The organism is Shewanella sp. GXUN23E (genome assembly GCF_050865035.1).
GTDB lineage: Bacteria > Pseudomonadota > Gammaproteobacteria > Enterobacterales > Shewanellaceae > Shewanella.
In genome coordinates this window covers 159,245-180,842 of sequence record NZ_JBOZWP010000007.1, presented here as the reverse complement: position 1 = coordinate 180,842, position 21,598 = coordinate 159,245, and the positions used below count along the sequence as shown (strand labels likewise).

Sequence of the window (21,598 nt, the reverse complement as noted above, 5' to 3'; positions counted from 1 at the left end):
AAAACCACCTAAAACCACTAGTGTTCGACAAGTGAAGCTTGCCAATTTTTCAGCAACAGCCAGGGTGATACGGGCATCACAACATCCTGGTCCCCCGCCATTGCCCCAAATGGCAATAAACCTCCTCTCAAGCCGACATAAACCCGGTTTATAACCTTCATCTTTCTACCTTGATTTCACCTTGATTTCACCTTGATATTTTCCAGATAAATTATAAACCCATTGGTTTTATTGGGTTTATTTTACCTGCCATCAAGTCTGGCTCATCTTTTTGTCATTGACCAAACCATGATTTCACCAAGCGGAAATCCGGGCGTAATCTTGCCTCCGAAACAGGTGCTTCCCCCTTCACACAAGGCATACGGGGGATGTACCGAGGCGATTGCTCCGCCGCGCTTCGCTCCCTTTTATACCCACGCTGACACAGGTAACAGGGAGATCCGGCGAATAAGCAACTCAACCTCCAATTCACATGAATAGCAGAGCGCACCAGAGCCCAATGCAGTTTCTCCTGAAGAGAACAGCTGCAAACCGCTCCCCCTCACTCTTCTATCCAGGCGGATTGGGATTAGCTGAAATGGAGACAGTATGTCCGCAAAGAAGATTGGCTTAATTGCCTGTACCGGTGTGGTAGCCGGTAACATGATGGGTAGCGGTATCGCGCTGCTGCCCTCCACACTCGCTCAAGTCGGTTCAATTTCAATTTACAGTTGGATTATCTGCCTGGTTGGCGCACTGAGTCTGGCATTTGTTTACGCCAGATTGGGTACCAACAACCCTCAGGAAGGTGGTCCAATCGCTTATGCAGGTGAAATTTCTCCTGCCTTCGGTTTCCAGACCGGTGTGCTGTATTACCACGCCAACTGGATTGGTAACCTGGCCATCGCCATTACCGGTGTGTCTTATCTGTCTGTTTTCTTCCCTGTACTGAACGAAACCATCCCTGCTGCCATCGCCACTATTGCTGCAGTATGGATCTTTACCTTTATCAACCTGCTGGGCGGCAGCTGGGTAAGTCGTCTGTGTACCATTGGTCTGGTACTGATCCTTATTCCTGTAGTTGGTACTGCACTGGCCGGTTGGACGCATTTTGACCCCGCACTGTATACCCAAAACTGGAACACTTCTCACAGCAGTGACTCCCACGCTATCGTCAGCGCGGTACTGATCACCCTGTGGGCGTTCGTTGGTGTTGAATCTGCTGCGGTATCTTCCGGTTTGGTGGACAACCCACGTCGCACCGTACCGCTGGCAACCATGCTGGGTACTGCTCTGGCCGGTCTGGTGTACATCCTGTCTACTCAGGTTATCGCCGGTATGTTCCCTGCCTCTGAAGTGGCTGCCTCAGGTGCTCCATTTGCGCTGGCGACCTCTGAAGTATTCGGTAAGTGGACTGCACCATTCGTGGCTGCCTTTACTGCACTGGCCTGTTTCACCTCTCTGGGCAGCTGGATGATGCTGGTTGGTGAAGCCGGTAAGCGTGCTGCCAACGACGGCAACTTCCCTAAAGTCTTCGGTGAAGTGGATGAGAAAGGCGTACCCAAGAAAGGTCTGATTATGGCTTCTGTCATGATGACTGTGCTGATGATTGCCATCACCGTACTGAGCTCAGGCGACGGCCATGCCTCTGACCTGTTCAACGTACTGTCTTCTGACGCCGTGCTGCTGACCATGCTGCCTTACTTCTACTCCGCAGTGAACATGATCCGCTACGAAGGTATGACTACCCGCAACGGTTTCGTGATGTTGTTCTCCGGTGTGGCCTGTGTGTTCTGTTTCATCGCCCTGGTCGGCGCTGACCCACACGCCCTGAGTGCGACCTTCATCGTGTCACTGGCAGTGTTCATGTTCTACGGCCGCAAACTGGGCCTGAGACAACACATCGAACGTGCTGCCAACAAGATCAAAGGCGACGACAACAAAGAAGCCGCCGCTCACTAATCCCGCGAGCAAATACCCGGAAAGTGCGGATGAGCTTTCATCCGCATCATCCACCCCAAGTTACTGATTTAAAACTTCTTAATTATTAACGGCTCACTCTCCTCTTCCTGTCTTTTACGGGGAGTGCGCCCTCACTCACCCTGGAGAAATTCAGATGAATATTATCGCTGTAATGAACCATGTGGAGGCACTGTTTAAAAAGGTGCCTGTTAAAGAACTGCAAGCCCAACTGGAAAGCAAAGGCTTCCAGGTGGTTTACCCTCAAGATGAGCAGGACCTGATTAAACTGATTGAAAACAATGCCCGTATCTGTGGTGTGATTTTCGACTGGGATACCTACTCCATGGATCTGTGCAAAACAGTGAACGGCCTGAACGAAAAGCTGCCACTGTTCACCTTTGCCAATGAGCAGTCCACTCTGGATATTTCCCTGACTGATCTGCGTCTGAACATCCACTACTTCGAGTACACCCTGAACTCTGCCGCTGATATCAGCGTGAAGATCAAGCAAGCTGTTGAAGCTTACAAAGACGCTATCCTGCCACCACTGACCAAGGCACTGTTCAAGTATGCAGAAGAAGGTAAATACACCTTCTGTACACCAGGCCACATGAGTGGTACCGCGTTCAACCGTAGCCCTGCCGGTAGTATTTTCTACGACTTCTATGGCGCCAACACCTTCAAGGCAGATATCTCCATCTCTATGCCTGAACTGGGCTCCTTGCTGGATCACACAGGTCCACATAAAGAGGCCGAAGAGTATATTGCCCGTACTTTCAATGCTGACCGCTCTTACATCGTGACCAACGGTACGTCCACTGCCAACAAGATTGTGGGTATGTACTCAGCGCCAGCCGGCAGCACTGTACTGGTTGACCGTAACTGTCACAAATCCCTGACTCACCTGATGATGATGTCAGACGTGACTCCAATTTACTTCCGCCCTACCCGTAACGCTTACGGTATTTTGGGTGGTATCCCACAGAGCGAGTTCACCAAGACTGTTATCGCTGAAAAAGTCGCTGCCACCCCAGGCGCGACCATGCCTAACTACGCAGTGGTGACCAACTCCACCTATGATGGTCTGTTCTACAACACCAAGTTCATCAAAGACACACTGGAAACCAAGTACATCCACTTCGATTCCGCCTGGGTGCCATACACCAACTTCAACCCTATCTATGAAGGCAAGTGTGGTATGAGCGGCGAAGCCATGCCAGGCCGTGTGTTCTACGAAACCCAGTCTACTCACAAGCTGCTGGCGGCCTTCTCTCAGGCTTCTATGATCCACATTAAGGGTGATGTTGAAGAAGAGTCTTTCAACGAAGCCTTTATGATGCACACTTCCACTTCACCTCAGTACGGTATCGTGGCCTCTGCTGAGATCTCTGCCGCCATGATGCGGGGTAACAGTGGTAAGCGTCTTATTCAGGAATCTATCGACCGCGCTATTCGCTTCCGTAAAGAGATCAAGCGTCTGCGCAGCGAAGCCGACTCCTGGTTCTTCGACGTGTGGCAGCCTGAAAACATCGACAAGACTGAATGCTGGAAGCTGGATCCAAACGACAGCTGGCACGGCTTCAAGAACATCGATGACGAGCACATGTACCTTGACCCAATCAAGGTCACCATCCTGACTCCAGGTATGACTGAAAACGGTGAACTGGCCGAAACCGGTATCCCTGCTTCTATCGTATCCAAGTTCCTGGATGAGCATGGCATCGTGGTTGAGAAAACCGGTCCATACAACATGCTGTTCCTGTTCTCTATCGGTATCGACAAGCCAAAAGCCATGCAGCTGCTGCGTGCACTGACTGAGTTCAAACGTGGTTACGATCTGAACCTGACCATCAAGACCATGCTGCCTTCTCTGTACGAAGAAGATCCTGCTTTCTACAAAGATATGCGTATTCAGGAGCTGGCACAGGGTATCCACAAACTGACTGCCCAGTACAAGCTACCTGAGCTGATGTTCAAAGCCTTTGACGTACTGCCAGAAATGAAGCTGACTCCTCACGCTGCATGGCAGGAAGAGCTGCGCGGCAACATCGAAGAAGTGGCCCTGCAGGAAATGGTCGGTCGCATCAGTGCCAACATGATCCTGCCTTACCCACCAGGAGTACCTCTGGTACTGCCAGGTGAAATGGTGACTGACGCTTCACGTCCTGTGCTGGACTTCCTGGTGATGCTGTGTGAAATCGGCCAGCACTACCCAGGTTTCGAAACCGACATTCACGGTGTGTACCAACATGAAGATGGCAGCGCCACTGTGAAGGTTATCAAAGCCTGAGAATGACAAAGGCCGGGAAGGCTTCGCCACCTTCCCGACCTTCTGACAGGCAACCCTATGCCAGTTCTCAAACCTTTCTAAAATTCGCCTAGTGTGAAATCAAAAGCCCGGCAGCGTCTCCATTGTCGGGCTTTTTATTTGCCTTCATTCGTATCACCATCGCAGTTGCAAAAGCCGCTTGCTCCAACGACAAACTTCGTCTCCAATACTATTGGTATTCAGGTATATTCTTACCCAGAGTAATATCCCGACTGACATGCCAGACCCCCTGCCCATCTTGCTGCGGATGGCTGACACCGCATCCCCCTCGACAACGCTTTTTGTCTCTTTGCCCTTTAGTCAGTAAAGGATCATCATCAAAGGTAATATCATCGATATAGTAGGTTCCCTTATCCGGCTCAATGATATGCATATGAATGTGCTGGGGGATATTGCGACCGGCATAAGCAGCGGGCCGTATCGTCTCAAACCTGTAGCTCCCCGCGTTGTCTGTCTTAGTCCAGCCACGCAGTCGACCATGCTGAGTACTTCCTTTAGGATAGGTGCCACTGGCATCGGTTTGGTACGCGTACACAATGATATCGCCAGCGGGTGTCCCATCGGTTCGCCACACCTTGCCATCAATGACAAGTGGACTGCCGGGTTCTTCCACAGGTGTCAGTCTGGAACTGACGCTCAGGTCTACCGGCATGTCTACAAACACCAGCTCACATCCCTGACACGGGCCACCAATAACCGGAACTTGCTCCTGTGCCACGGTACTCCCGCACCCAAATAACAAAACCCAAGCCAACAATTTAATTTCAGCCATAATAATCTCCTGTTGGAACCTTCTATTATTTGTCAAACGTCATCTTATATAAGGTGTTATCTTTTTTGATAAAGTGGTGGTATAGCGCAGCCAACATGTGACCGCTAATTAACACCCACAAAATCCACTCCCCCAAAACATAATGAATTAGTTCTGCAGGCTCCTCCAACTGCTCCAGCGTTATACCAAGCAGATTACTTACCCCGATATTTTTAAAAGCTTCTATATCAAATAGAAAGAAATACTCGATGACACCTCTACCACTGGACAAATAGCTGGCAATTGATAGGTATCCGGTAACAGGCATAACAACTATGGATATATACAAAATAAAATGCATTACACGCGCACACACATGCTCAATCAGGCTGCCAGGTTCAGGAATTGGCAAGGGGTTTAACAGACGCCAGATAATACGCAAAGTGACTATCACCAATATGGTGATACCGACAGAAAAATGAATTTGATTAGCCGCCCATTTTTCAGGATCACTTTCAGCAAACCAATTGCGGTAGTAAATAGATAAATAGCAAGCCAACAACAATATCGCTGTGGTCCAATGCAGCCACTTGGCGATTGTGCCATAGGACTTATCGGTGTTTTTAATCTGCATGACGCTGTGGGACTCAAGTTAGGTTTTGCCCCACAGTCGTGCTCAAACCTCTGTTGGTCAAGGCTCAATGGTTTAAGACGATGAGTTTACTGATTAACCTGAGGATGTGATTCAAACCTGATTTTGAATTCACTGACATAATTTCTGCTTAGTCTGATTTCCGACCCGTTTTTAAGCGTTAAATCATAATCACCATTTAGTCTGGACTTATATTTAATCACTTTATCTATATTAACAATACTTGAACGATGGACCCTGACAAACCTGTCATTCAATTTATGCGTTATAGATTTTAAAGTATCGGTATAGAGATAATCCTTATTTTCCGTATAAATAGTCAAGTATGGCGTAGCCGCTTTTACAAAGACAATATCTTTGATATTAACTCTAGCTTTCTCCTTACCAGACTGAATAAGCAAGTATTCAAGAGGCCCAGGTTTATTTACTTTGCTTGTACTATCTATCCGGCCTTGCCAAAACCGCTGCATCCATACAAAAAAGCCATAGACTAATATGGCGGCAACAAGGTCATTAGCCAAACTGTAAGTCAAAACTTTAAAGAAGCCGTAATTCTGCTCACGAAAAATAGAGGACAAACACCAGATGACTAATGCCATCAACACCAGATGAACAAGTGTTGAAATGATGATAGTAACAGACATGCGGGCTACCGAGTTGGCTGGTCTGTATTGCAATATTCTTTTCAGGACAAATAGGATGGGAGGAAACAACATCCAGAACACCTTGAACAACAGGGACTCCCAAATAAAGAAAGAGAAGCCATTGCGCCTGGCATGCAGGTAGTCCTGAAATACCGCAATCGTGACTATCGCGGCGCAGACAATCAGGCCCACCCGCCAGAGCTTATGTTCAGAGAGTGACTGATAGTATTGTCCCAGACTCAATTTCATAGGTCTCCCGAGAGCTGGTGCTTGTGCCACTAAAAAAACGGTTAACAGATAAAATGCCCTCTGTTATCCATAATTGACCGCAGCACAGAGAATATGGCCAAACGGCTTGGTTATCCCCACTATAGCAAACACCTGAGGTGACAACAGTCACTGTGAAGATCATCCTCGGAATCCGAGTCTAACAGCCCTTATCAACAATATATTCCGGTGGCGACCTAGATGCCGTAAAGACCGTCATTGGTTTGCAACACCTGAGCAAAAGGGCTCCAGAGGCTTGCCGGGGCTTAATGTCCCCCGGTACCCGAATTATCGAGCAGCCTGCCTGGTGGTATGCATGGCAACAAAGCCAAGTTGGGGCAACGGTTTTGTGACAGCACCGGTAATCTGACGATACTTGCTGAGCGCATGCTCCAACTCACTTTCCTTTGCATAGTTGTGTTGCAGGGAAATCGCTATCAGTGCTGTGAGACCTGTCACTATGACAAACATGGCACCCGCAGCGACCCTGATAGTCACTCTCTTTTTCCCTTTATGACGCATCTCAAAGTCCCTTTTGACCAGCTTTAATCGAAGGGAATCATACCTTTAGTTGTAAATCATCATCAGCCAACAAGAGCATATTTCATGCTGAGATATTCTGGTGCAGCGACAGCTTCATAAAACAGCTGAGCTCATGCTCAGGATAATCCCCGAACGGGCCACAGGACCTGAATCCAGCGCTGGCATACAGCGCTCTGGCGGCATCAAAATACGCGGCAGTGCCAGTTTCCAGATACAGGGCCGACAGGCCGGCGTCGTGGGCTTGCTGGATAAGAAAGTTCAGCATGGCCCGGCCATAACCAAGCCCGCGACATGCCTTGCTTGAACGCATGGATTTAAGCTCACCCAGGCATCCGTCCAAACGTTTGAGTGCGCCGCAGGCCGCCAGCACCGGCTCCCCCTGCTCTCCCTGCAGCCACAGACTGTAAAAGTGGATATCAGGCTGTTTCAGCTGGCTGACATCCAGCGCATGCACAGCTTCAGGCGGAGAGCTGGCATGCATCTCCTGCAAATGTTCTTGCAGCAGTGCCAGCACCTGAGGGTGGGTTAGATCATCGAGGGTAAAAGTCATCACAACCTTGTTTCGTTTGCAGAGTATGGCCAGCCTGCTGCAACGGTTATGCCCAAGTTCACTCATTGGCGCACATACCCGCCTGCCATCCGGCTATTGCTTGCATCAAGTCCCAGGGCCTTCATACAGGAAAACAAATACTGCACAACAATGGTTCACTGATTGGTCAACTTCGCCCCTTTTCAGTGCGAGCCCGACCTATCCTGCCTAAATGGGTGTCATGAAAGCCGCTGTTAAATTTCAATCCATAGCCCAATGCCCGGTCAAACCCAATATGGGCAAACCAGATTAGGCAAAGCTGTAATACCAATGGTGAGTCAGCCAGTTGCCATATTCCCAGCAACAGCAAAGGGCCCAGATAGCTGTGGCTGGTGTTGTAACACGCCGCCCCCAGTTTGCTGCCAGCCAAATATCCCAGCAAGGCGACATCCGGCAGCAAAAACCACAGCGCGAAATCTGTCCAGCCAAATTGAAAGTGGGCGTAAAGGATTAACGCCACCAGCATCACAGCCAGCGCTTCCAGCCGCAACAGTATTCCTATGGGTTTTGGGAGAAACGGCATATTGCCTCGCATTTGTTGTAATGGAACAGCCTGTGAAGGATATAATGCCTACTTTTACAGACAGAGTCAGACCATGATTACCTTTCACACCAACTTCGGCGACATTGAAATAGAGCTGGATATGGACACCACCCCGGTGACCGCCAAAAACTTCCTCAAATACTGTGAAGAAGGTTTCTACGACAACACCCTCTTCCATCGGGTGATCGACGGTTTCATGATCCAGGGCGGCGGTTTCACCCCGGAAATGCGCGAAAAAGAGACCCATGAGCCGATTGTCAACGAAGCCAACCGTGGCCTGAAAAATGTCACCGGCTCTATCGCCATGGCCCGCACCGATGCGCCTCACTCGGCCACGGCTCAGTTCTTTATCAATCTGGAAGATAATGATTTTCTGGATCACTTTGCCACCACCAATCGTGGTTGGGGCTATTGTGTATTCGGTAAAGTGACCGCAGGTATGGATGTGGTCAATGCCATCGCCAGGGTGAAAACAGGCTCCAAATTCGGCCATGACGATGTGCCCAAAGAGCCGGTGATTGTGGAAAAAGTCACAATCGCTTAAAGGGGTTCGGGGAAGGCGGCATTGCCGCCTTGTCTGACGATAGCCAACACGTTACCTGCTTAGCCAGCCAAACGCTCAGGCAAGCCAGTCGCTCACAGGCTCAATCTCTGCCCCTCCTGGGCTACATGGAAACCCGCGCCGGTGACCCGGCGATACTCCTCACTTGCGCCATTCAGCAACGGATTGGTGTGGTTAAAGTGGATAAAGATGATTTTATCCCGCTGCGATGCCGGCAAATGTTCAAATTTGGCCATGGACTCCAGCACCAGAGGATGAGGCACTTCCGCCATCGCCCGGCCGGGCAACTCGTCTGCACTGTAAAAAGTGGCATCCAGCAGGGCATAGTCAACCTCTGGGATCAAGGCGGCGATATCCGTTCCCCACTTGTCCCACTTATCGATATCCGGAATAAACAACGCCGTTTTGTCTGGCCCCTGAATGAAATAACCAACCGTCTCGCTGAATTCATCCCGATGGGGAACCCGCAGCGGAGTCACCCTGATGTTCCCCACAGTCACAGCCTTGCCGTCCGCCAGCGGCTGCAGACTGATATTTTTTAACGTAACCAGCTGGGACCAGGGACCATTCTGCGTTAAAAATCGGCTCATGACGGGCATGGCGTACACAGGTAACGCCTTGGTGGATGCCACCTCCCGGCCAAAATACATCAATCCCGTATAGTGGCCCATATGCGCGTGAGTCAAAAAGACCCCGCCAAGCTGATACTCAGGGGCCGACCAGCGCTGCTGCAATAAATACAGCTGCTCAGGCAAATCGGGCGTTGCCTCAAACAGATACTGTGATTGATTAAGATGATCAACCACCCCCAGAGAGGTCGCCATTTTCCGACGTTGTTTGTCCTCCCATGCGGCAATGCAGTGCGGCCGATAACAAAGGGCCTGGGGATAACCTGCATCCTGTGCGATACCGAGGATCACCAGTTCCACCCCGGCGCTGCGCTCCGGCTTCGCGCCTGTGGCCGCGCCCATCAGTAGCGGCAGTAATAGAAAAAATGCAGACAGTGTTTTCATTATTTGAGGTCCAATTCAAAACAAGCCAGTAGACAACTTTGCCAATCCGCACCAAAACGTTCACCAACCGGGCGGATTTGCCCAATCACAAAGCTAACTGCATGTCGCTATGGAGTGTTTTCCTGAGTCAATGCTTCAGCATAACCTTTGGGCGGCGGCGTCCAGCCCCGCTCCCCCAGAGAGTGACGGTCACTGCGGTCAGCCTCCATGGCCGCTTTCATATGTTCTTCCAGCTGCATAAACAGGTCGCGGTAATAAGGGCTGAATTTTTCACCGGATTCAGTGGCCGCCAGCCAGGCCTGATACAGCTCATCGGACTGCCGGTCCTCAATCCGCTTGAACACTTCTTTTTGCTGCTCCACCAAAAACGGATGACAGCCCAGCTTTCTGAGGGCGGAAGCACCGATTTCCAGCGCGCTGTAATAGGTTTCTGACTCAATCACATCCGCCCCGGCCTGCCTGAGTTGATAGCCATGACCACGGTCAAACGCCCGGGCGAGGATCTGCACTTGGGGATAGCTGTGTTTGACATAACGCACCAGCTCGACGCTGGCCTCCGGGTTATCGATGGCCACCACCAGCAACTCACACTCGGCAATCCCGGCAGTGTGCAGCAGATCCGGCTGAGTAGCGTCGCCGTAATACGCACGCACATTGATTTTACGCAGGTTGTCTACCTGTCCGGCCTGATAGTCCAGCACCACGGTATTCACGCCGTTGCTCACCAGCAGGCGATTGACTATCTGCCCGAAACGGCCGACACCGGCAATAATCACTGTGCCCATCTCGTCAATATCATCCGGCTGGCTCTGATTAACCTGCTCCTCAAAACGCGGCATGATCACCTTGTCATACAGGATAAACAGCGCCGGAGTGAGCAACATCGACAGTGCCACCACCATGGACAGGGTCTGCGCCAACCCGGAGGGCAATACATGGTTCTGGACCGAGAATCCCAGCAGCACAAAGCCGAACTCACCCGCCTGCGCCAGACTCAGGGCAAACAGCCAGCGATCGCTGCCGCGGATGTGAAACAGCAATGCCAGCAGATACAGCGCCAGCCCCTTAAGCAGCATCACAGCCAGGGTCAATCCAAGCACCAGCCACAGCTGTTCAAACAACAAAGAAAACTGGATGCCAGCGCCCACTGTGATAAAAAACAGCCCAAGCAACAGCCCTTTGAACGGCTCGATATTGGACTCAAGTTCATGTCGGAATTCACTGTTGGCCAGCACTACTCCGGCAAGGAAGGTTCCCAGCGCCGGTGACAGCCCCACCAGGCTCATCAGCGCCGCAATACCCACCACCAACATCAGCGCCGTGGCAGTGAAGATCTCTCTGAGGCCGGATGAGGCCACAAACCGAAACAGTGGCCTACTGAGGAAGTGCCCCCCCACCACCAGCGCCATAATCGCAGCAATAATCACCAGGCCATAAGCCCAGCCCGGCAGCCCTGCCACCAGACTCAGGCTGTCGTGTGCCTCGGCACCGGCGGCCAGCTGCTGCGCAGATTGAGTCAGCTCAGGCAGCGCCAGCAAAGGGATAAATGCCAGCATGGGGATGACGGCAATGTCCTGAAACAGCAGTACTGAAAAAGCATTCTGCGCCCCTTCGGTTTTGGACACCCCCTTCTCACTGAAGGTTTGCAGCACGATGGCGGTGGACGACAGTGAAAAAATCAGGCCGATCACCAGTCCCACAGTCCAGACTTGCCCGAGCAGTAGCGCAATGCCGCCCAGCAGCAGCGCAGTCCCCCCGACCTGCAAACCGCCCAGTCCAACAAGGCGGTTACGCATTTCCCACAGATTGCGCGGCTCCAGCTCCAGCCCCACCAGAAACAGCATCATCACCACACCAAATTCGGCAAAATGCTGAATCGTGGTGGTTTCACTGCCCACCAGCCCGGTGATCGGGCCTATCACCACGCCGGCAATCAGATACCCCAGTACCGAACCCAGCCCCAGTCGTTTGGCCACAGGCACCATGATCACCGCCGCGACCAGATAGATAAATCCCTGCAAAAAATATTCGGTCATGCCAAGGCTCCCCGCTCAGCCAGCAACTCATTGATTGTCGGAGGCTGTGTCAGTTGCGCCAGCGACCAGCGATTGGCCACCAGGCCTTCAAGCAGTATTCGCCACTGATGCCTGTGCTCACTCAATCTGGCGCTTTGGGCCGCCGTGCGCGCGCCATACAGCACAAACGGTGGCAGCCAGTGCATGCCGGTGAGATTGGCCATCTGTTGCAAGGGCCTGAGCAGCTCGTTCAAATCATAGTGATTGATGCCGCCGCTTTGGTAGGCATGCTCAGGGGCTCCGGCAGTGAGAGCACACAAAAAGCGCTTGTCTTTGAGCGCCGTGCCCTGAACGCCATAGGCAAAATTGTATTCCAGCACCAGATCCTGCCACTCTTTGAGCAGAGCAGGCGTGGAATACCAATACAGGGGAAACTGAAATATCACCACATCATGTTCCAGCAATCTTTGCTGCTCGACATCGATATCTATGTTGAATCTGGGATATTCGCGGTACAGATCCACCCGGCTGACATCAATCACTGCGGCGGCATCCTGAAACAGCGGCTGATTGATTTCACTGCGGTGGGGAGAAGGATGAGCATAAAGCAGCAGAACGCGGCTGGAAGCCATAAGCGCAAACCCTTAACTTATTATTAGTATTTCCCTTTAAGCTAATGTGCAGCGCACAATTCTGCAACCGCCACTGTTCATGGCGATGGATGCCCTGGGCGGGCTTGAGGCTTTGCCTTAATTTGCGACAGGAAATCCCAACGCACAAAACAAAAAGCTGAGGCGAACCTCAGCTTTTTCGTTTACCAATTCAGGCTCATCAGCCGCCATTCCTGGCCTTGTACTCGGCCTCCCACACAGGCACCACTTCCTTGAGGAAGATCGCCTTGTCGGCATTCATCTTATCCATATCCATGCCCAGCACGGCCTGTGCTTTGGCTTCACTGGAAATATCCGGGATAGTCACGGCTGCAGTGACACCATTTTGTGCCAGGATCCGCACCAGCTTCACCCGGGCATCGGCAGCCTTGTTGATGGACGTTCCCAGGATCCGCAACGCTTCCTGCGGTGCATGGGCAAATACCCCATGAGAAGCAATCGCAAAGTCCCAGCGCCACTGAGCATGACGGATATCCATCAGCGCTGGCGCCATCTGCTCTTCGGTGGCACCGGCTTCCCAAGCGGCGGCCGCTTCAAAGTGCGCCTGCACCAGTTGTGCTTCCGCTTCTTTTTTCAGCTGTGCAACTCTGGCTTTCTGGGATTTCAGTTGCTCAACAAAGTACTCCTTGTCCTGGGTATGACATTTTTCACAGGTATCAGAGAACTGATCCAACGGATTACCGACTTTGTGACTGGTAAACCACTTGCCTTTTTCATTCTGCACTCTGGGCATGTGGCAATCGGTACAGGACACGCCATTACGGCCATGGGCACCGAGCATAGTGGTTTCATAGCCGGGATGCTGGGCTTTAAGCATGGGGGCTTTGGACAGTTGGTGGGTCCAGTCGCTGAACCCTATACCATCAAAATACACTTCGATTTGATCCACCGTGGTGCCCAAATCCCAGGGGAATTTAACCCAGTTCGGACGCTCGGCGGTTTTCTCGAAGTAATATTCAACGTGACACTGACCACACACCATATTCTGCTTCTGGGTACGGTCAGCCTTGGCAAAAGGTGTTCCCAGAGTTTCAAAGGCGCGCTCGGCAAAGGGACGGCTGACCCTGAGTTTGGGCGTGCCGGGTTCATGGCAGTCAGCGCAGCCAATGCTGTTGGTGATCTCAGGACCACCTTTGGCCCACTTGCCTTTGAAATATTCCGCTTCCCCTTCGCCTTCAATCAGTCTGGGGACATCCGGGCTTTTGCAGCTCCAGCAGGCCATCGGCATAGGGCCTTCATCCGCTTTCATCGGCGCGCCGGTTCTCAGAGTGGTCTGCACATCGGTCACCGCATATAAGTGTCCGCGTGGTGCGTTGTAATCCTTGGCAAAACCGTAACCTGCCCAGAGAATGACCAGATTGGGGTCATTACCCAGCGCGTCATCCAGCGCTTTGCTTTCTCCGGTTTGCAACCAGGTGCCGTATTGATTGGGGAATTTCTTCTCGTACTGGGCATTGTCTGCCGGATTATTTTTAGCCATCAGTGGCGTACTGACGACAGAGGTAAACAGCAGCGGCAGCAGCCATCGCCGGGTGGTTAGCATAGGATTTTCCTCAGTGGCAGTCATCATTGTCTGCACCACAACCTGACGCGATCGACAGACTGATGTGTCCAATCGGGTCGGTGCAATCCCAACTCAAAACCCTAACGGAAGATACCGGACAAGCCAAGTGCAAAACACGCAATTTAGATAGGGATTATCAGCTTCAGCTGTAAATGCAGTAAAACGGATGACATTGCGCCTGTAATTTGTTCTCTGCATTACCTGAGTCCCAATTGTTTGCGCAATCCCGCCTCCAGCGTTAATGACAAAGATTGCGCTGCCCAGTCGGGATTGGCCGTTAACCAATCACTCAGGGCGCGCCTGACCGCAGGCGCCTGCATGCCCGGCGTCAACTGAGGCAAGTACAGCAATCGCAGCAATGTGACATCCAGCGGTGACAACATCTGATCTTTGGAGGCGTCGTTGAATACTGAGGGAAACACCTCAGTGGAGTCATTGGGCAGCCCCATCACCTGAGCCAACTCCTCCACCACACAGGACACCAGCTTACCGTGCATTCTTGCCTGATCCACCGGGATAACCACCAATGCCCGGCGGATCTCATAGCCCGGTGTCATCCACAGATGCCCCAGGCACACAGCACCATGAAACGGCAAATTTTCACTGCCTGCGCCTGCCAGCGCACGGGTTTCTGCCTGCCAGCTGGCCTGTTTGGTAAACAGTACCCGGACATTCGCCTGCTCTTTTTGCGATACCAGCTCAACAGGATGTCCGGTCACCTCAGCCAGATGCGCCAGATGCAGCTGCACCAGCTGCGTATGCAGCGCTTTATCACCCACCCGGTGATCCAGCCACACCTTCAGCGGCTGACGCCACTTGCGCACCGGAAATGACTGCGCCTCATATTCGTTATTCAGGGCGATAAGTTCAAAGGCCCTGAGCACATAGTCGGCATCCCGCCAGTCCGCTAAAGCCGGCAAAGACAGCAAGCTGCTGAGCACCAGTAACCATTTAGCCATGTTCAGACTCCGGCTCCAGCAGGTCGGCCAACCGTCGATAGTCGTCCCGGATCAGCTGCGCATAGTCAAGACATGCCTGCACCAGCGCCTGACGTTGCGCGGGCAATTGCTGCGTCATCTGCCACTCAAACTCGTTTGACCGCCGATCACCGCGACAATGGATCCTGGCCAGCGCCTCGCCACAGGCCGAAGCATATTGGTTGAGTGCCTGATTATCCAAAGAACACAACGCCAGCGGGTCGACACTCACTCTGGCGTGATGTCGCGAGCGCACCAGATAGTGTTGCCCCCGCCAGATGAGATCATCCAACACCAGGTCCGCACTGCGCTGCATCTGCCGCTGGCATCGGGCAGTAAGATGAGCCGGAGTTAAACGGTTGATGGCAGAGAGCCCGGCAAAACAGCCAAGAGGAGCGGCCTGACGTTGCTGCTTAACTTCCACAATATGACAGAGGTTCAGGGACGCCAGACTCTGCCGGCGCGGGCCAACCAGCAGATAATAGCGGGCCATATTGACTGAGCCGGTGCCGGCATTGAGGCGCTGCACCATATCCAGAATGCAGTCGTCAACATAGGGTGCCAGCGCCTGCTCCAGCTGTTCATATAGTTCGGGAGCCAGCCTCACAACACGCGCCGGATTATCTTTGAACCTGAGCGGTAAACAACTGACATCCACCTCTTTTGCCAGCGTGCTTTTGGTCAGGAAACGGTGCCCGCCGGCCGCCCGCTTTATCGCTTTTTTCTCTGCACGGGCAAGAATATGGCTGTCAGCAAAATCATGGGATGCCCGATATACCGCGCGCCTGTCGTCACGGCACTGAGCACAGGTAAGCAGATACGCATCGAGAAACGCATCCATGCTGTCGGTCAGCGATTCAGGGGACAAGTTAGCGGGAGCATCATCCGAACAGCCCGCGGCCATATCACCGACTTGTGCCTGCTGCTGACACATCAGCAGTCCCACGAGAAAACGGGCCAAATCCCAGTGGGCAAAGCCGACGCAGGCATCATCGAAATCGTTGGCAGAAAATACAACCCGATCGCCATGGGACCCTTCTTCAGTAAAAAAACCGAAATTGGCCGGGTGACAATCGCCCATAATCATGGTCAGCGGCACCCGCTCTAGATCAGGCGGCAGATTAAAACGCCCGGCGGCGATGTCGGCATACATCAGAGGCGCCGCGCCACGCAGGAACAAAAACGCACCGCCTGCCATCTTGCGGTGTTTGGGCAACACTGTTTGTGACCTGTCAGCTCGCCAGCCATCATTCTGCCTGAGGCTTTCGATAATTGCGCGAAGTCGGGTATCGTCCTGTCCCATGTTGCTCTCCTGTATTCACACTGGCTCTGGGCATCCGGCCCTGCTATCCAATAACGGACTATCGACTATTTGGTTGTCTCTCAAACGCCGGGCAATGAACGATCGGGTGATCAACTGCCTTCCACCAACTTCAGTAATAGTTTGATCAATTCAGAGCCGGTTTCAATGCGCTTGATACTGTGCAGAGCCGCCCTGACATAGCACCACTATGACTTCGCCAGCTCGCAGGCCACAAGAATGTGGTGAATGTCTTTAACGCACGACGGCATGGATGCAGCAGGTAGAGCCACGCAGGTGCCGATGCCAAGGAGCGGTTAATGACCTTGTCTCAAACGCATTGAACTCCCGCCAAAACAGCTCAACGATTAGATGAAATTGCTATTACTACCGCCCGCCACTTAGAAGCAATCCTGCAGTCAGCCGGCAGATTCTGCACCGGCATGCGCCAGGGCATTATTGACCACCGCCCGGAGAGGGGCAATGTAAAAAAACAAAAGGAACCCTGGGGTTCCTTTTGTGATAAGCCATTAGCTTTTTTTGTTTTTGATGTGGGCCATCATGCGCTTGCGGCGGCGCTCCTGACTCAGGGTCAGCTTCTCGCCTTTACCCTCGAACGGGTTATCCCCTTCCTGGAAGCGCAGCTGGATAGGCGTACCCACCACTTTGAGCGACTTGCGGAAGTAGTTCATCATGTAGCGCTTGTAAGAATCCGGCAGCTTGGTGACCTGGTTACCGTGCACCACCACAATCGGCGGATTGTAACCACCGGCGTGGGCGTACTTGAGCTTCACCCGGCGACCGTTGATCAGCGGCGGCTGGTGATCATCCTGCGCCATCTGCATGATGCGGGTCAGCATGGAGGTGCCCACACGACGGGTCGCACTCTCATAAGCTTCTTCAATGGACTCGAACAGGTGACCGACACCTGTTCCATGCAGCGCAGAAATAAAGTGAATGCGGGCAAAGTCGATAAAGCCCAGACGGCGGTCCAGCTCGTTCTTGACGCGATCTTTCACGCCCTGATCGATACCATCCCACTTGTTTACTGCAATCACCAGCGCACGACCGGCGTTCAGCACGAAGCCGAGCAATCCCAGATCCTGCTCTGCGATGCCTTCTCGGGCATCAATTACCAGCAGCACCACGTTGGCATCTTCCACCGCTTTAAGGGTCTTAATCACCGAGAACTTTTCAACCGCTTCATACACCTTGGAGCGACGACGCACACCGGCGGTATCAATAATCACATAGTCACGACCGTCGCGTTCCATCGGAATGTAGATGGAGTCACGGGTGGTGCCCGGTGCATCGTAGACCACCACCCGCTCTTCACCCAGAATACGGTTGGTCAGTGTGGATTTACCGACGTTCGGCTTACCGATAATGGCCAGTTTGATAGGCTGTGCCTGCAAACGGGCCTGCTCGGCTTCGGCTTCTTCTTCGGTGTACTCGCGCTCGTCAACAGCGTCTTCTTCGTCGCCATCACGGGTCACACCCAGTGCTTCCGCGTAAGGTGCCAGCGCGTATTCAATCATGTTGGTCACGCCGCGTCCCTGAGCCGCCGCCATCTGGTAGACCTCACCCAGACCCAGCGACCAGAATTCGGCGCAGGCGGAGTCAGCATCGATACCATCAACCTTGTTGGCCACCACAAAGGTGGTTTTTTCGCGGCTGCGCAGATGCTGGGCAATCGCCATATCGGCAGCGGTCAGACCGGCACGGGCGTCACACAGGAACAGCACTACATCGGCTTCTTCAATCGCTGCCAGCGACTGCTCCGCCATTTTGGTTTCAATGCCTTCCTCGGTACCGTCGATACCCCCGGTGTCGACTACGATAAATTCGTAGCCTGACAAAAATGCCCGGCCATACTTACGGTCCCGGGTCAGGCCCGGGTAGTCAGCCACCAGCGCATCACGGGTGCGGGTGAGTCGGTTGAACAGGGTCGATTTCCCCACGTTGGGGCGACCCACCAGGGCCACTACTGGGATCATGTTTTGCCTCTTTTCAATAAAAAGCCCCCGGAAGCACTTCCAGGGGCTCTATAAAGCGTTCGCTTTACTTATGGAAGTGTCACTGCCGCCAGCTCACCGCTGCGACCTTGCACATAGAGTTTGCCATCGGCCACCACAGGCGTACTGTACAAACCATCACTGTCAATCCGGATGCGGCCAACAATGTTGCCATTGTTGCGATCCAGGAAGTGCAGGTAACCTTCATAGTCACCTACCACGATATAATCGTTAAACAGCACGGGCGCCGTCAGACTGCGGTTCGCCAGCTCGCTGTTGCTCCACTGCTCCAGACCGTTGCGACGGTCTACTGAGTACACCCGGCTGTGGTCATCCACCAGAAACAGGCTGTAACCTGAAACCGCCAGATCGTGGAAACTGGAGTACTTGCGCGACCACAGGATCCGTCCGGTGCGCACTTCCATCGCCACCAGATTACCGTTGAAGCTGACCGCGTACAGGTTATCACCGATGATCAAAGGGGTCATATCCACATCCGCCATGCGGGCAAACTCGTTGCCGCCTTTGGGGGTGTATATCGCCTGCTCCCAGGCGGGCTGACCATTATCTTTGATCACCACAGCCACTTTGCCATCGGGCGTACCCACGAAGAAACCACCGGCCTCATACGCGGTACCGCCGGTGCCGCGCAGTGTCAGACTGGGCATCAGGGCTTCGTAACGCCATTTGGACTCACCGGTATCCACATTGAAGGCTTCCAGCAAGCCGGAACCTGTGTTAACCACCACCAGGTCTTCTGCCACTGTAGGCAGCGACAGCAGTTCGCCCTGGGTTCTGGCATGCCATTCCAGCTCACCGGTTTCGGCATTCAGGGCTGCCAGCACGCCGCTTTCACTGCCCACAAACAGTTTGTCACGGGCCGCAACCAGACCGCCCGACAGTCGGGCCCCCTTGTTTTTAGCCAGCGCGCCGTCACGGAAGGCTTCGCTGAAGTCCTTCTCCCACACCTTGTCACCGGTTTTTTCGTCAAACGCTTCAATCACACCATCACGGTCAGCAGCAAAAATTTTGCCATAGCGCACAGCCGGTTGCAGTTGTGAGTAATATTGACCCACACCATCCCCAACCTGAGCCTGCCAGCTGATCTGTGGGAATACAGTCGCGTTGAACTCTTGCAACTCAGCGATGGGTTCTTCGATGCTGTCAGACGAAGAACAGGCTGACAGCAGCGCCATGCTCAGGCTCGCCGCCAGCAGGGATTTACACCAGGACTTCATTGGCTGTTCCTTATGCCTTGTTCAGATTGTCTATCTTCATCTGCAGTGCAGGACTTTCCATCTGACCTTCTGCCAGCAATGCATCTTTGGCCGCCAGATAGGCGCTGCGCGCCTTATCGGCATCGCCCTGACGCACCAGGAAATCCCCTTTAAGTTCATCGCGCTGTGCTGCAAACGCCGCATCAGTCACGCTATCCAGGGTCGCCAGTGCAGTGCCCACCTGGCCTTGCTGAGCCTGAATACGCGCCAGACGCAAGGTGGCGATTTCACCCAGGCCACTGCCCGGCTTGGCGGCAATCACCTGCTTGAGGGCATCGGCAGCTTTATCCAGCTCACCGGCTTCCACTGATTGCTTGGCCAGCATCAAGTCCAGCAGCGCCTGATAGCCTTTCTGATCGTGAGTTTTATCAAAATTGGCAATCTGCCCGGCCAGTGTGGCGGCATCGGCATTTTCAGTGCGGATCTGCTGAAATGCCACCGACGCAGACTCGGCACCTTCTACTTTTTTCGCTGAGTAAGTATTCCAGCCATACAGGCCGCCCAAACCTACCAGCGCACCTATCCCAATGGATAAGCCGTAATCCTTCCAGAACTGTTTGATAGCATCAACTTGTTGTTCTTCTGTGCTATAGATTTCCACTCGCACGTCCCCTTTTTACGATCAGTTCTTAGATCAATTCAGCCAATACGGTTGCCAGCGCTTCCCGGCTAACCAGTTGTTGTTCGTCATTGTTGCGCAGCGGCTTCACGGCAATCTGATTGGTTGCCAGCTCGTTTTCACCAATAATCAGCGCCACGGTTGCACCGCTCTTGTCGGCGCGCTTCATCTGCTTCTTGAAGTTACCGCCACCACAGTGGCTCATCACCTTAAGGCCTGGCACTGCGTTGCGCAACTCCTCCGCGATTTTAATGGCTTCAATGCGGCAATCATCACCCATGGCAGTGACATACACATCCACGGCACCGGCCACATCAGCGGTCAGCTCCAGCGTTTCCAGCAGCAATACAATGCGCTCAATGCCCATGGCAAAGCCGACTGCCGGGGTGTCTTTACCACCCAGCTGGCCGACCAGACCATCGTAACGACCACCGGCCAGTACCGTACCCTGGGCGCCCAAACTGTTGGTCACCCACTCGAATACGGTGCGGTTGTAATAGTCCAGACCGCGAACCAAACGCGGGTTGATACGGTATTGGATACCAGCCGCCGCCAATAGTTCACATACTTGATTAAAATGATTTTTTGACTCTTCGCCCAGGAAGCTCATCAGCTCAGGCGCATCAGTCAGAATCGCCTGCACCTGCGGATCTTTGCTGTCCAGTACCCGCAATGGGTTGGTGTACATGCGACGCTGTGAATCTTCATCCAGCTTGTCTTTGTGCTGCTCAAGGAAAGCCACCAGCGCATCACGATATTCTGCACGCTCATGGTTGTCGCCCAGAGTGTTAAGCTCCAGGGTGACGTGCTCAGTCAGTCCCAGTGCATGCCACAGACGGTTGGACAGCATCAGCACTTCGGCATCCGCATCGGCACTGCCGATACCATAAACTTCCACACCGAACTGGTGGAACTGGCGATAACGGCCTTTCTGTGGGCGCTCGTGGCGGAACATAGGACCTATGTACCACAAACGTTGCTCCTGGTTATACAGCAAGCCGTGCTCGTTACCGGCACGTACAGTAGACGCGGTGCCTTCCGGCCGCAGGCTCAGACTGTCGCCATTGCGATCCTCAAAGGTGTACATTTCTTTTTCAACAATATCAGTCACATCGCCAATGGAACGTTTGAAAAGATCAGTACTTTCCACGATAGGCGTGCGGATTTCACTGTAGCCATAAGAACTTACGGCGCTGCGGATGACCGCTTCCACTTTTTGCCAGACGGGACTTTGGGTTGGCAGAATGTCATTCATTCCGCGAATCGCTTGGATCTGTTTTGCCACTGTATCGACTCGATTGTTCGGTAAATAAGAAAAAACGCCC

At 53.0% G+C, this 21,598-nt stretch carries 18 protein-coding genes; 3 read left to right on the top strand and 15 right to left on the bottom strand.

What is annotated here, in order from left to right; translation table 11 throughout:
- The first annotated feature begins 588 nt into the window (after positions 1-588).
- Entirely contained in the window at positions 589-1,941 is a 1,353-nt protein-coding gene (cadB, locus tag ACRRUX_RS09065; protein ID WP_432529394.1) for a cadaverine/lysine antiporter, read from the top strand.
- A gap of 154 nt (positions 1,942-2,095) precedes the next feature.
- The gene (gene cadA / locus ACRRUX_RS09060; RefSeq protein ID WP_432529392.1) at positions 2,096-4,231 is read left to right on the top strand and encodes a lysine decarboxylase; all 2,136 of its coding nucleotides are present in this window, start codon (positions 2,096-2,098) and stop codon (positions 4,229-4,231) included.
- 208 nt (positions 4,232-4,439) lie between these two features.
- Here cadA and ACRRUX_RS09055 read toward each other — a convergent pair whose 3' ends face one another.
- The 5 genes from ACRRUX_RS09055 to ACRRUX_RS09035 form a co-directional block, all read right to left on the bottom strand.
- Entirely contained in the window at positions 4,440-4,988 is a 549-nt protein-coding gene (locus tag ACRRUX_RS09055) for a hypothetical protein (protein WP_432529390.1), read from the bottom strand.
- A gap of 79 nt (positions 4,989-5,067) precedes the next feature.
- Complete coding sequence (locus tag ACRRUX_RS09050) at positions 5,068-5,655, bottom strand: cytochrome b (RefSeq protein WP_432529388.1); 588 nt, start codon at positions 5,653-5,655, stop codon at positions 5,068-5,070.
- A gap of 86 nt (positions 5,656-5,741) precedes the next feature.
- The gene (locus ACRRUX_RS09045; RefSeq protein WP_432529385.1) at positions 5,742-6,566 is read right to left on the bottom strand and encodes a LytR/AlgR family response regulator transcription factor; all 825 of its coding nucleotides are present in this window, start codon (positions 6,564-6,566) and stop codon (positions 5,742-5,744) included.
- Between the two features lie 622 nt (positions 6,567-7,188).
- Positions 7,189-7,677 carry a GNAT family N-acetyltransferase gene (locus ACRRUX_RS09040; protein WP_432529383.1) on the bottom strand — a complete coding sequence of 163 codons (489 nt, stop codon included), beginning with the start codon at positions 7,675-7,677 and terminating at the stop codon, positions 7,189-7,191.
- Between the two features lie 166 nt (positions 7,678-7,843).
- Positions 7,844-8,239, bottom strand: a complete 396-nt coding sequence (locus tag ACRRUX_RS09035; RefSeq protein ID WP_432529381.1) for a DUF4260 domain-containing protein — start codon at positions 8,237-8,239, stop codon at positions 7,844-7,846.
- 73 nt (positions 8,240-8,312) lie between these two features.
- Here ACRRUX_RS09035 and ACRRUX_RS09030 point away from each other — a divergent pair, with 73 nt between their 5' ends.
- The gene (locus ACRRUX_RS09030) at positions 8,313-8,804 is read left to right on the top strand and encodes a peptidylprolyl isomerase (RefSeq protein ID WP_432529379.1); all 492 of its coding nucleotides are present in this window, start codon (positions 8,313-8,315) and stop codon (positions 8,802-8,804) included.
- A 92-nt stretch (positions 8,805-8,896) separates the two neighbouring features.
- On the opposite strand, the gene ACRRUX_RS09025 is transcribed toward ACRRUX_RS09030, so the two are convergent.
- The 10 genes from ACRRUX_RS09025 to hisS all read right to left on the bottom strand — a co-directional run bounded on the left by ACRRUX_RS09025 (position 8,897) and on the right by hisS (position 21,558).
- Positions 8,897-9,835 (bottom strand): MBL fold metallo-hydrolase, encoded by a 939-nt coding sequence (locus tag ACRRUX_RS09025; protein ID WP_432529377.1) that lies wholly within the window; start codon positions 9,833-9,835, stop codon positions 8,897-8,899.
- Positions 9,836-9,942: 107 nt separating this feature from the next.
- Positions 9,943-11,871: a monovalent cation:proton antiporter-2 (CPA2) family protein gene (locus ACRRUX_RS09020; RefSeq protein ID WP_432529375.1), complete on the bottom strand. Its 1,929-nt coding sequence runs from the start codon at positions 11,869-11,871 to the stop codon at positions 9,943-9,945.
- Complete coding sequence (locus ACRRUX_RS09015) at positions 11,868-12,482, bottom strand: NAD(P)H-dependent oxidoreductase (protein ID WP_432529373.1); 615 nt, start codon at positions 12,480-12,482, stop codon at positions 11,868-11,870. The genes ACRRUX_RS09020 and ACRRUX_RS09015 overlap by 4 nt, the downstream gene beginning before the upstream one ends.
- 199 nt (positions 12,483-12,681) lie before the next feature.
- The gene (gene nrfA, locus ACRRUX_RS09010) at positions 12,682-14,064 is read right to left on the bottom strand and encodes an ammonia-forming cytochrome c nitrite reductase (RefSeq protein ID WP_432529400.1); all 1,383 of its coding nucleotides are present in this window, start codon (positions 14,062-14,064) and stop codon (positions 12,682-12,684) included.
- Positions 14,065-14,282: 218 nt separating this feature from the next.
- Positions 14,283-15,044, bottom strand: a complete 762-nt coding sequence (locus ACRRUX_RS09005; protein ID WP_432529371.1) for a DUF2927 domain-containing protein — start codon at positions 15,042-15,044, stop codon at positions 14,283-14,285.
- Entirely contained in the window at positions 15,037-16,365 is a 1,329-nt protein-coding gene (locus ACRRUX_RS09000) for a DUF2252 family protein (protein ID WP_432529369.1), read from the bottom strand. Before ACRRUX_RS09000 ends, ACRRUX_RS09005 begins: the two co-directional genes overlap by 8 nt.
- 527 nt (positions 16,366-16,892) lie before the next feature.
- On the bottom strand, positions 16,893-18,359 hold the full coding sequence (gene der, locus ACRRUX_RS08995) for a ribosome biogenesis GTPase Der (RefSeq protein ID WP_432529367.1): 1,467 nt from the start codon (positions 18,357-18,359) through the stop codon (positions 16,893-16,895).
- A gap of 68 nt (positions 18,360-18,427) precedes the next feature.
- Entirely contained in the window at positions 18,428-19,615 is a 1,188-nt protein-coding gene (gene bamB, locus ACRRUX_RS08990) for an outer membrane protein assembly factor BamB (RefSeq protein ID WP_432529365.1), read from the bottom strand.
- Between the two features lie 10 nt (positions 19,616-19,625).
- On the bottom strand, positions 19,626-20,255 hold the full coding sequence (locus ACRRUX_RS08985) for a YfgM family protein (RefSeq protein WP_432529363.1): 630 nt from the start codon (positions 20,253-20,255) through the stop codon (positions 19,626-19,628).
- 28 nt (positions 20,256-20,283) lie between these two features.
- On the bottom strand, positions 20,284-21,558 hold the full coding sequence (gene hisS / locus ACRRUX_RS08980) for a histidine--tRNA ligase (RefSeq protein WP_432529361.1): 1,275 nt from the start codon (positions 21,556-21,558) through the stop codon (positions 20,284-20,286).
- Between the last annotated feature and the right edge of the window lie 40 nt (positions 21,559-21,598).

Coding starts and splice junctions, on each gene's coding strand:
- cadB (WP_432529394.1), top strand. CDS start 589: ATGTCCGCAAAGAAGATTGGCTTAATTGCCTGTACCGGTGTGGTAGCC.
- cadA (WP_432529392.1), top strand. CDS start 2,096: ATGAATATTATCGCTGTAATGAACCATGTGGAGGCACTGTTTAAAAAG.
- ACRRUX_RS09050 (WP_432529388.1), bottom strand. CDS start 5,655: ATGCAGATTAAAAACACCGATAAGTCCTATGGCACAATCGCCAAGTGG.
- ACRRUX_RS09045 (WP_432529385.1), bottom strand. CDS start 6,566: ATGAAATTGAGTCTGGGACAATACTATCAGTCACTCTCTGAACATAAG.
- ACRRUX_RS09040 (WP_432529383.1), bottom strand. CDS start 7,677: ATGACTTTTACCCTCGATGATCTAACCCACCCTCAGGTGCTGGCACTG.
- ACRRUX_RS09035 (WP_432529381.1), bottom strand. CDS start 8,239: ATGCCGTTTCTCCCAAAACCCATAGGAATACTGTTGCGGCTGGAAGCG.
- ACRRUX_RS09030 (WP_432529379.1), top strand. CDS start 8,313: ATGATTACCTTTCACACCAACTTCGGCGACATTGAAATAGAGCTGGAT.
- ACRRUX_RS09025 (WP_432529377.1), bottom strand. CDS start 9,835: ATGAAAACACTGTCTGCATTTTTTCTATTACTGCCGCTACTGATGGGC.
- ACRRUX_RS09020 (WP_432529375.1), bottom strand. CDS start 11,871: ATGACCGAATATTTTTTGCAGGGATTTATCTATCTGGTCGCGGCGGTG.
- ACRRUX_RS09015 (WP_432529373.1), bottom strand. CDS start 12,482: ATGGCTTCCAGCCGCGTTCTGCTGCTTTATGCTCATCCTTCTCCCCAC.
- nrfA (WP_432529400.1), bottom strand. CDS start 14,064: ATGCTAACCACCCGGCGATGGCTGCTGCCGCTGCTGTTTACCTCTGTC.
- ACRRUX_RS09005 (WP_432529371.1), bottom strand. CDS start 15,044: ATGGCTAAATGGTTACTGGTGCTCAGCAGCTTGCTGTCTTTGCCGGCT.
- ACRRUX_RS09000 (WP_432529369.1), bottom strand. CDS start 16,365: ATGGGACAGGACGATACCCGACTTCGCGCAATTATCGAAAGCCTCAGG.
- der (WP_432529367.1), bottom strand. CDS start 18,359: ATGATCCCAGTAGTGGCCCTGGTGGGTCGCCCCAACGTGGGGAAATCG.
- bamB (WP_432529365.1), bottom strand. CDS start 19,615: ATGAAGTCCTGGTGTAAATCCCTGCTGGCGGCGAGCCTGAGCATGGCG.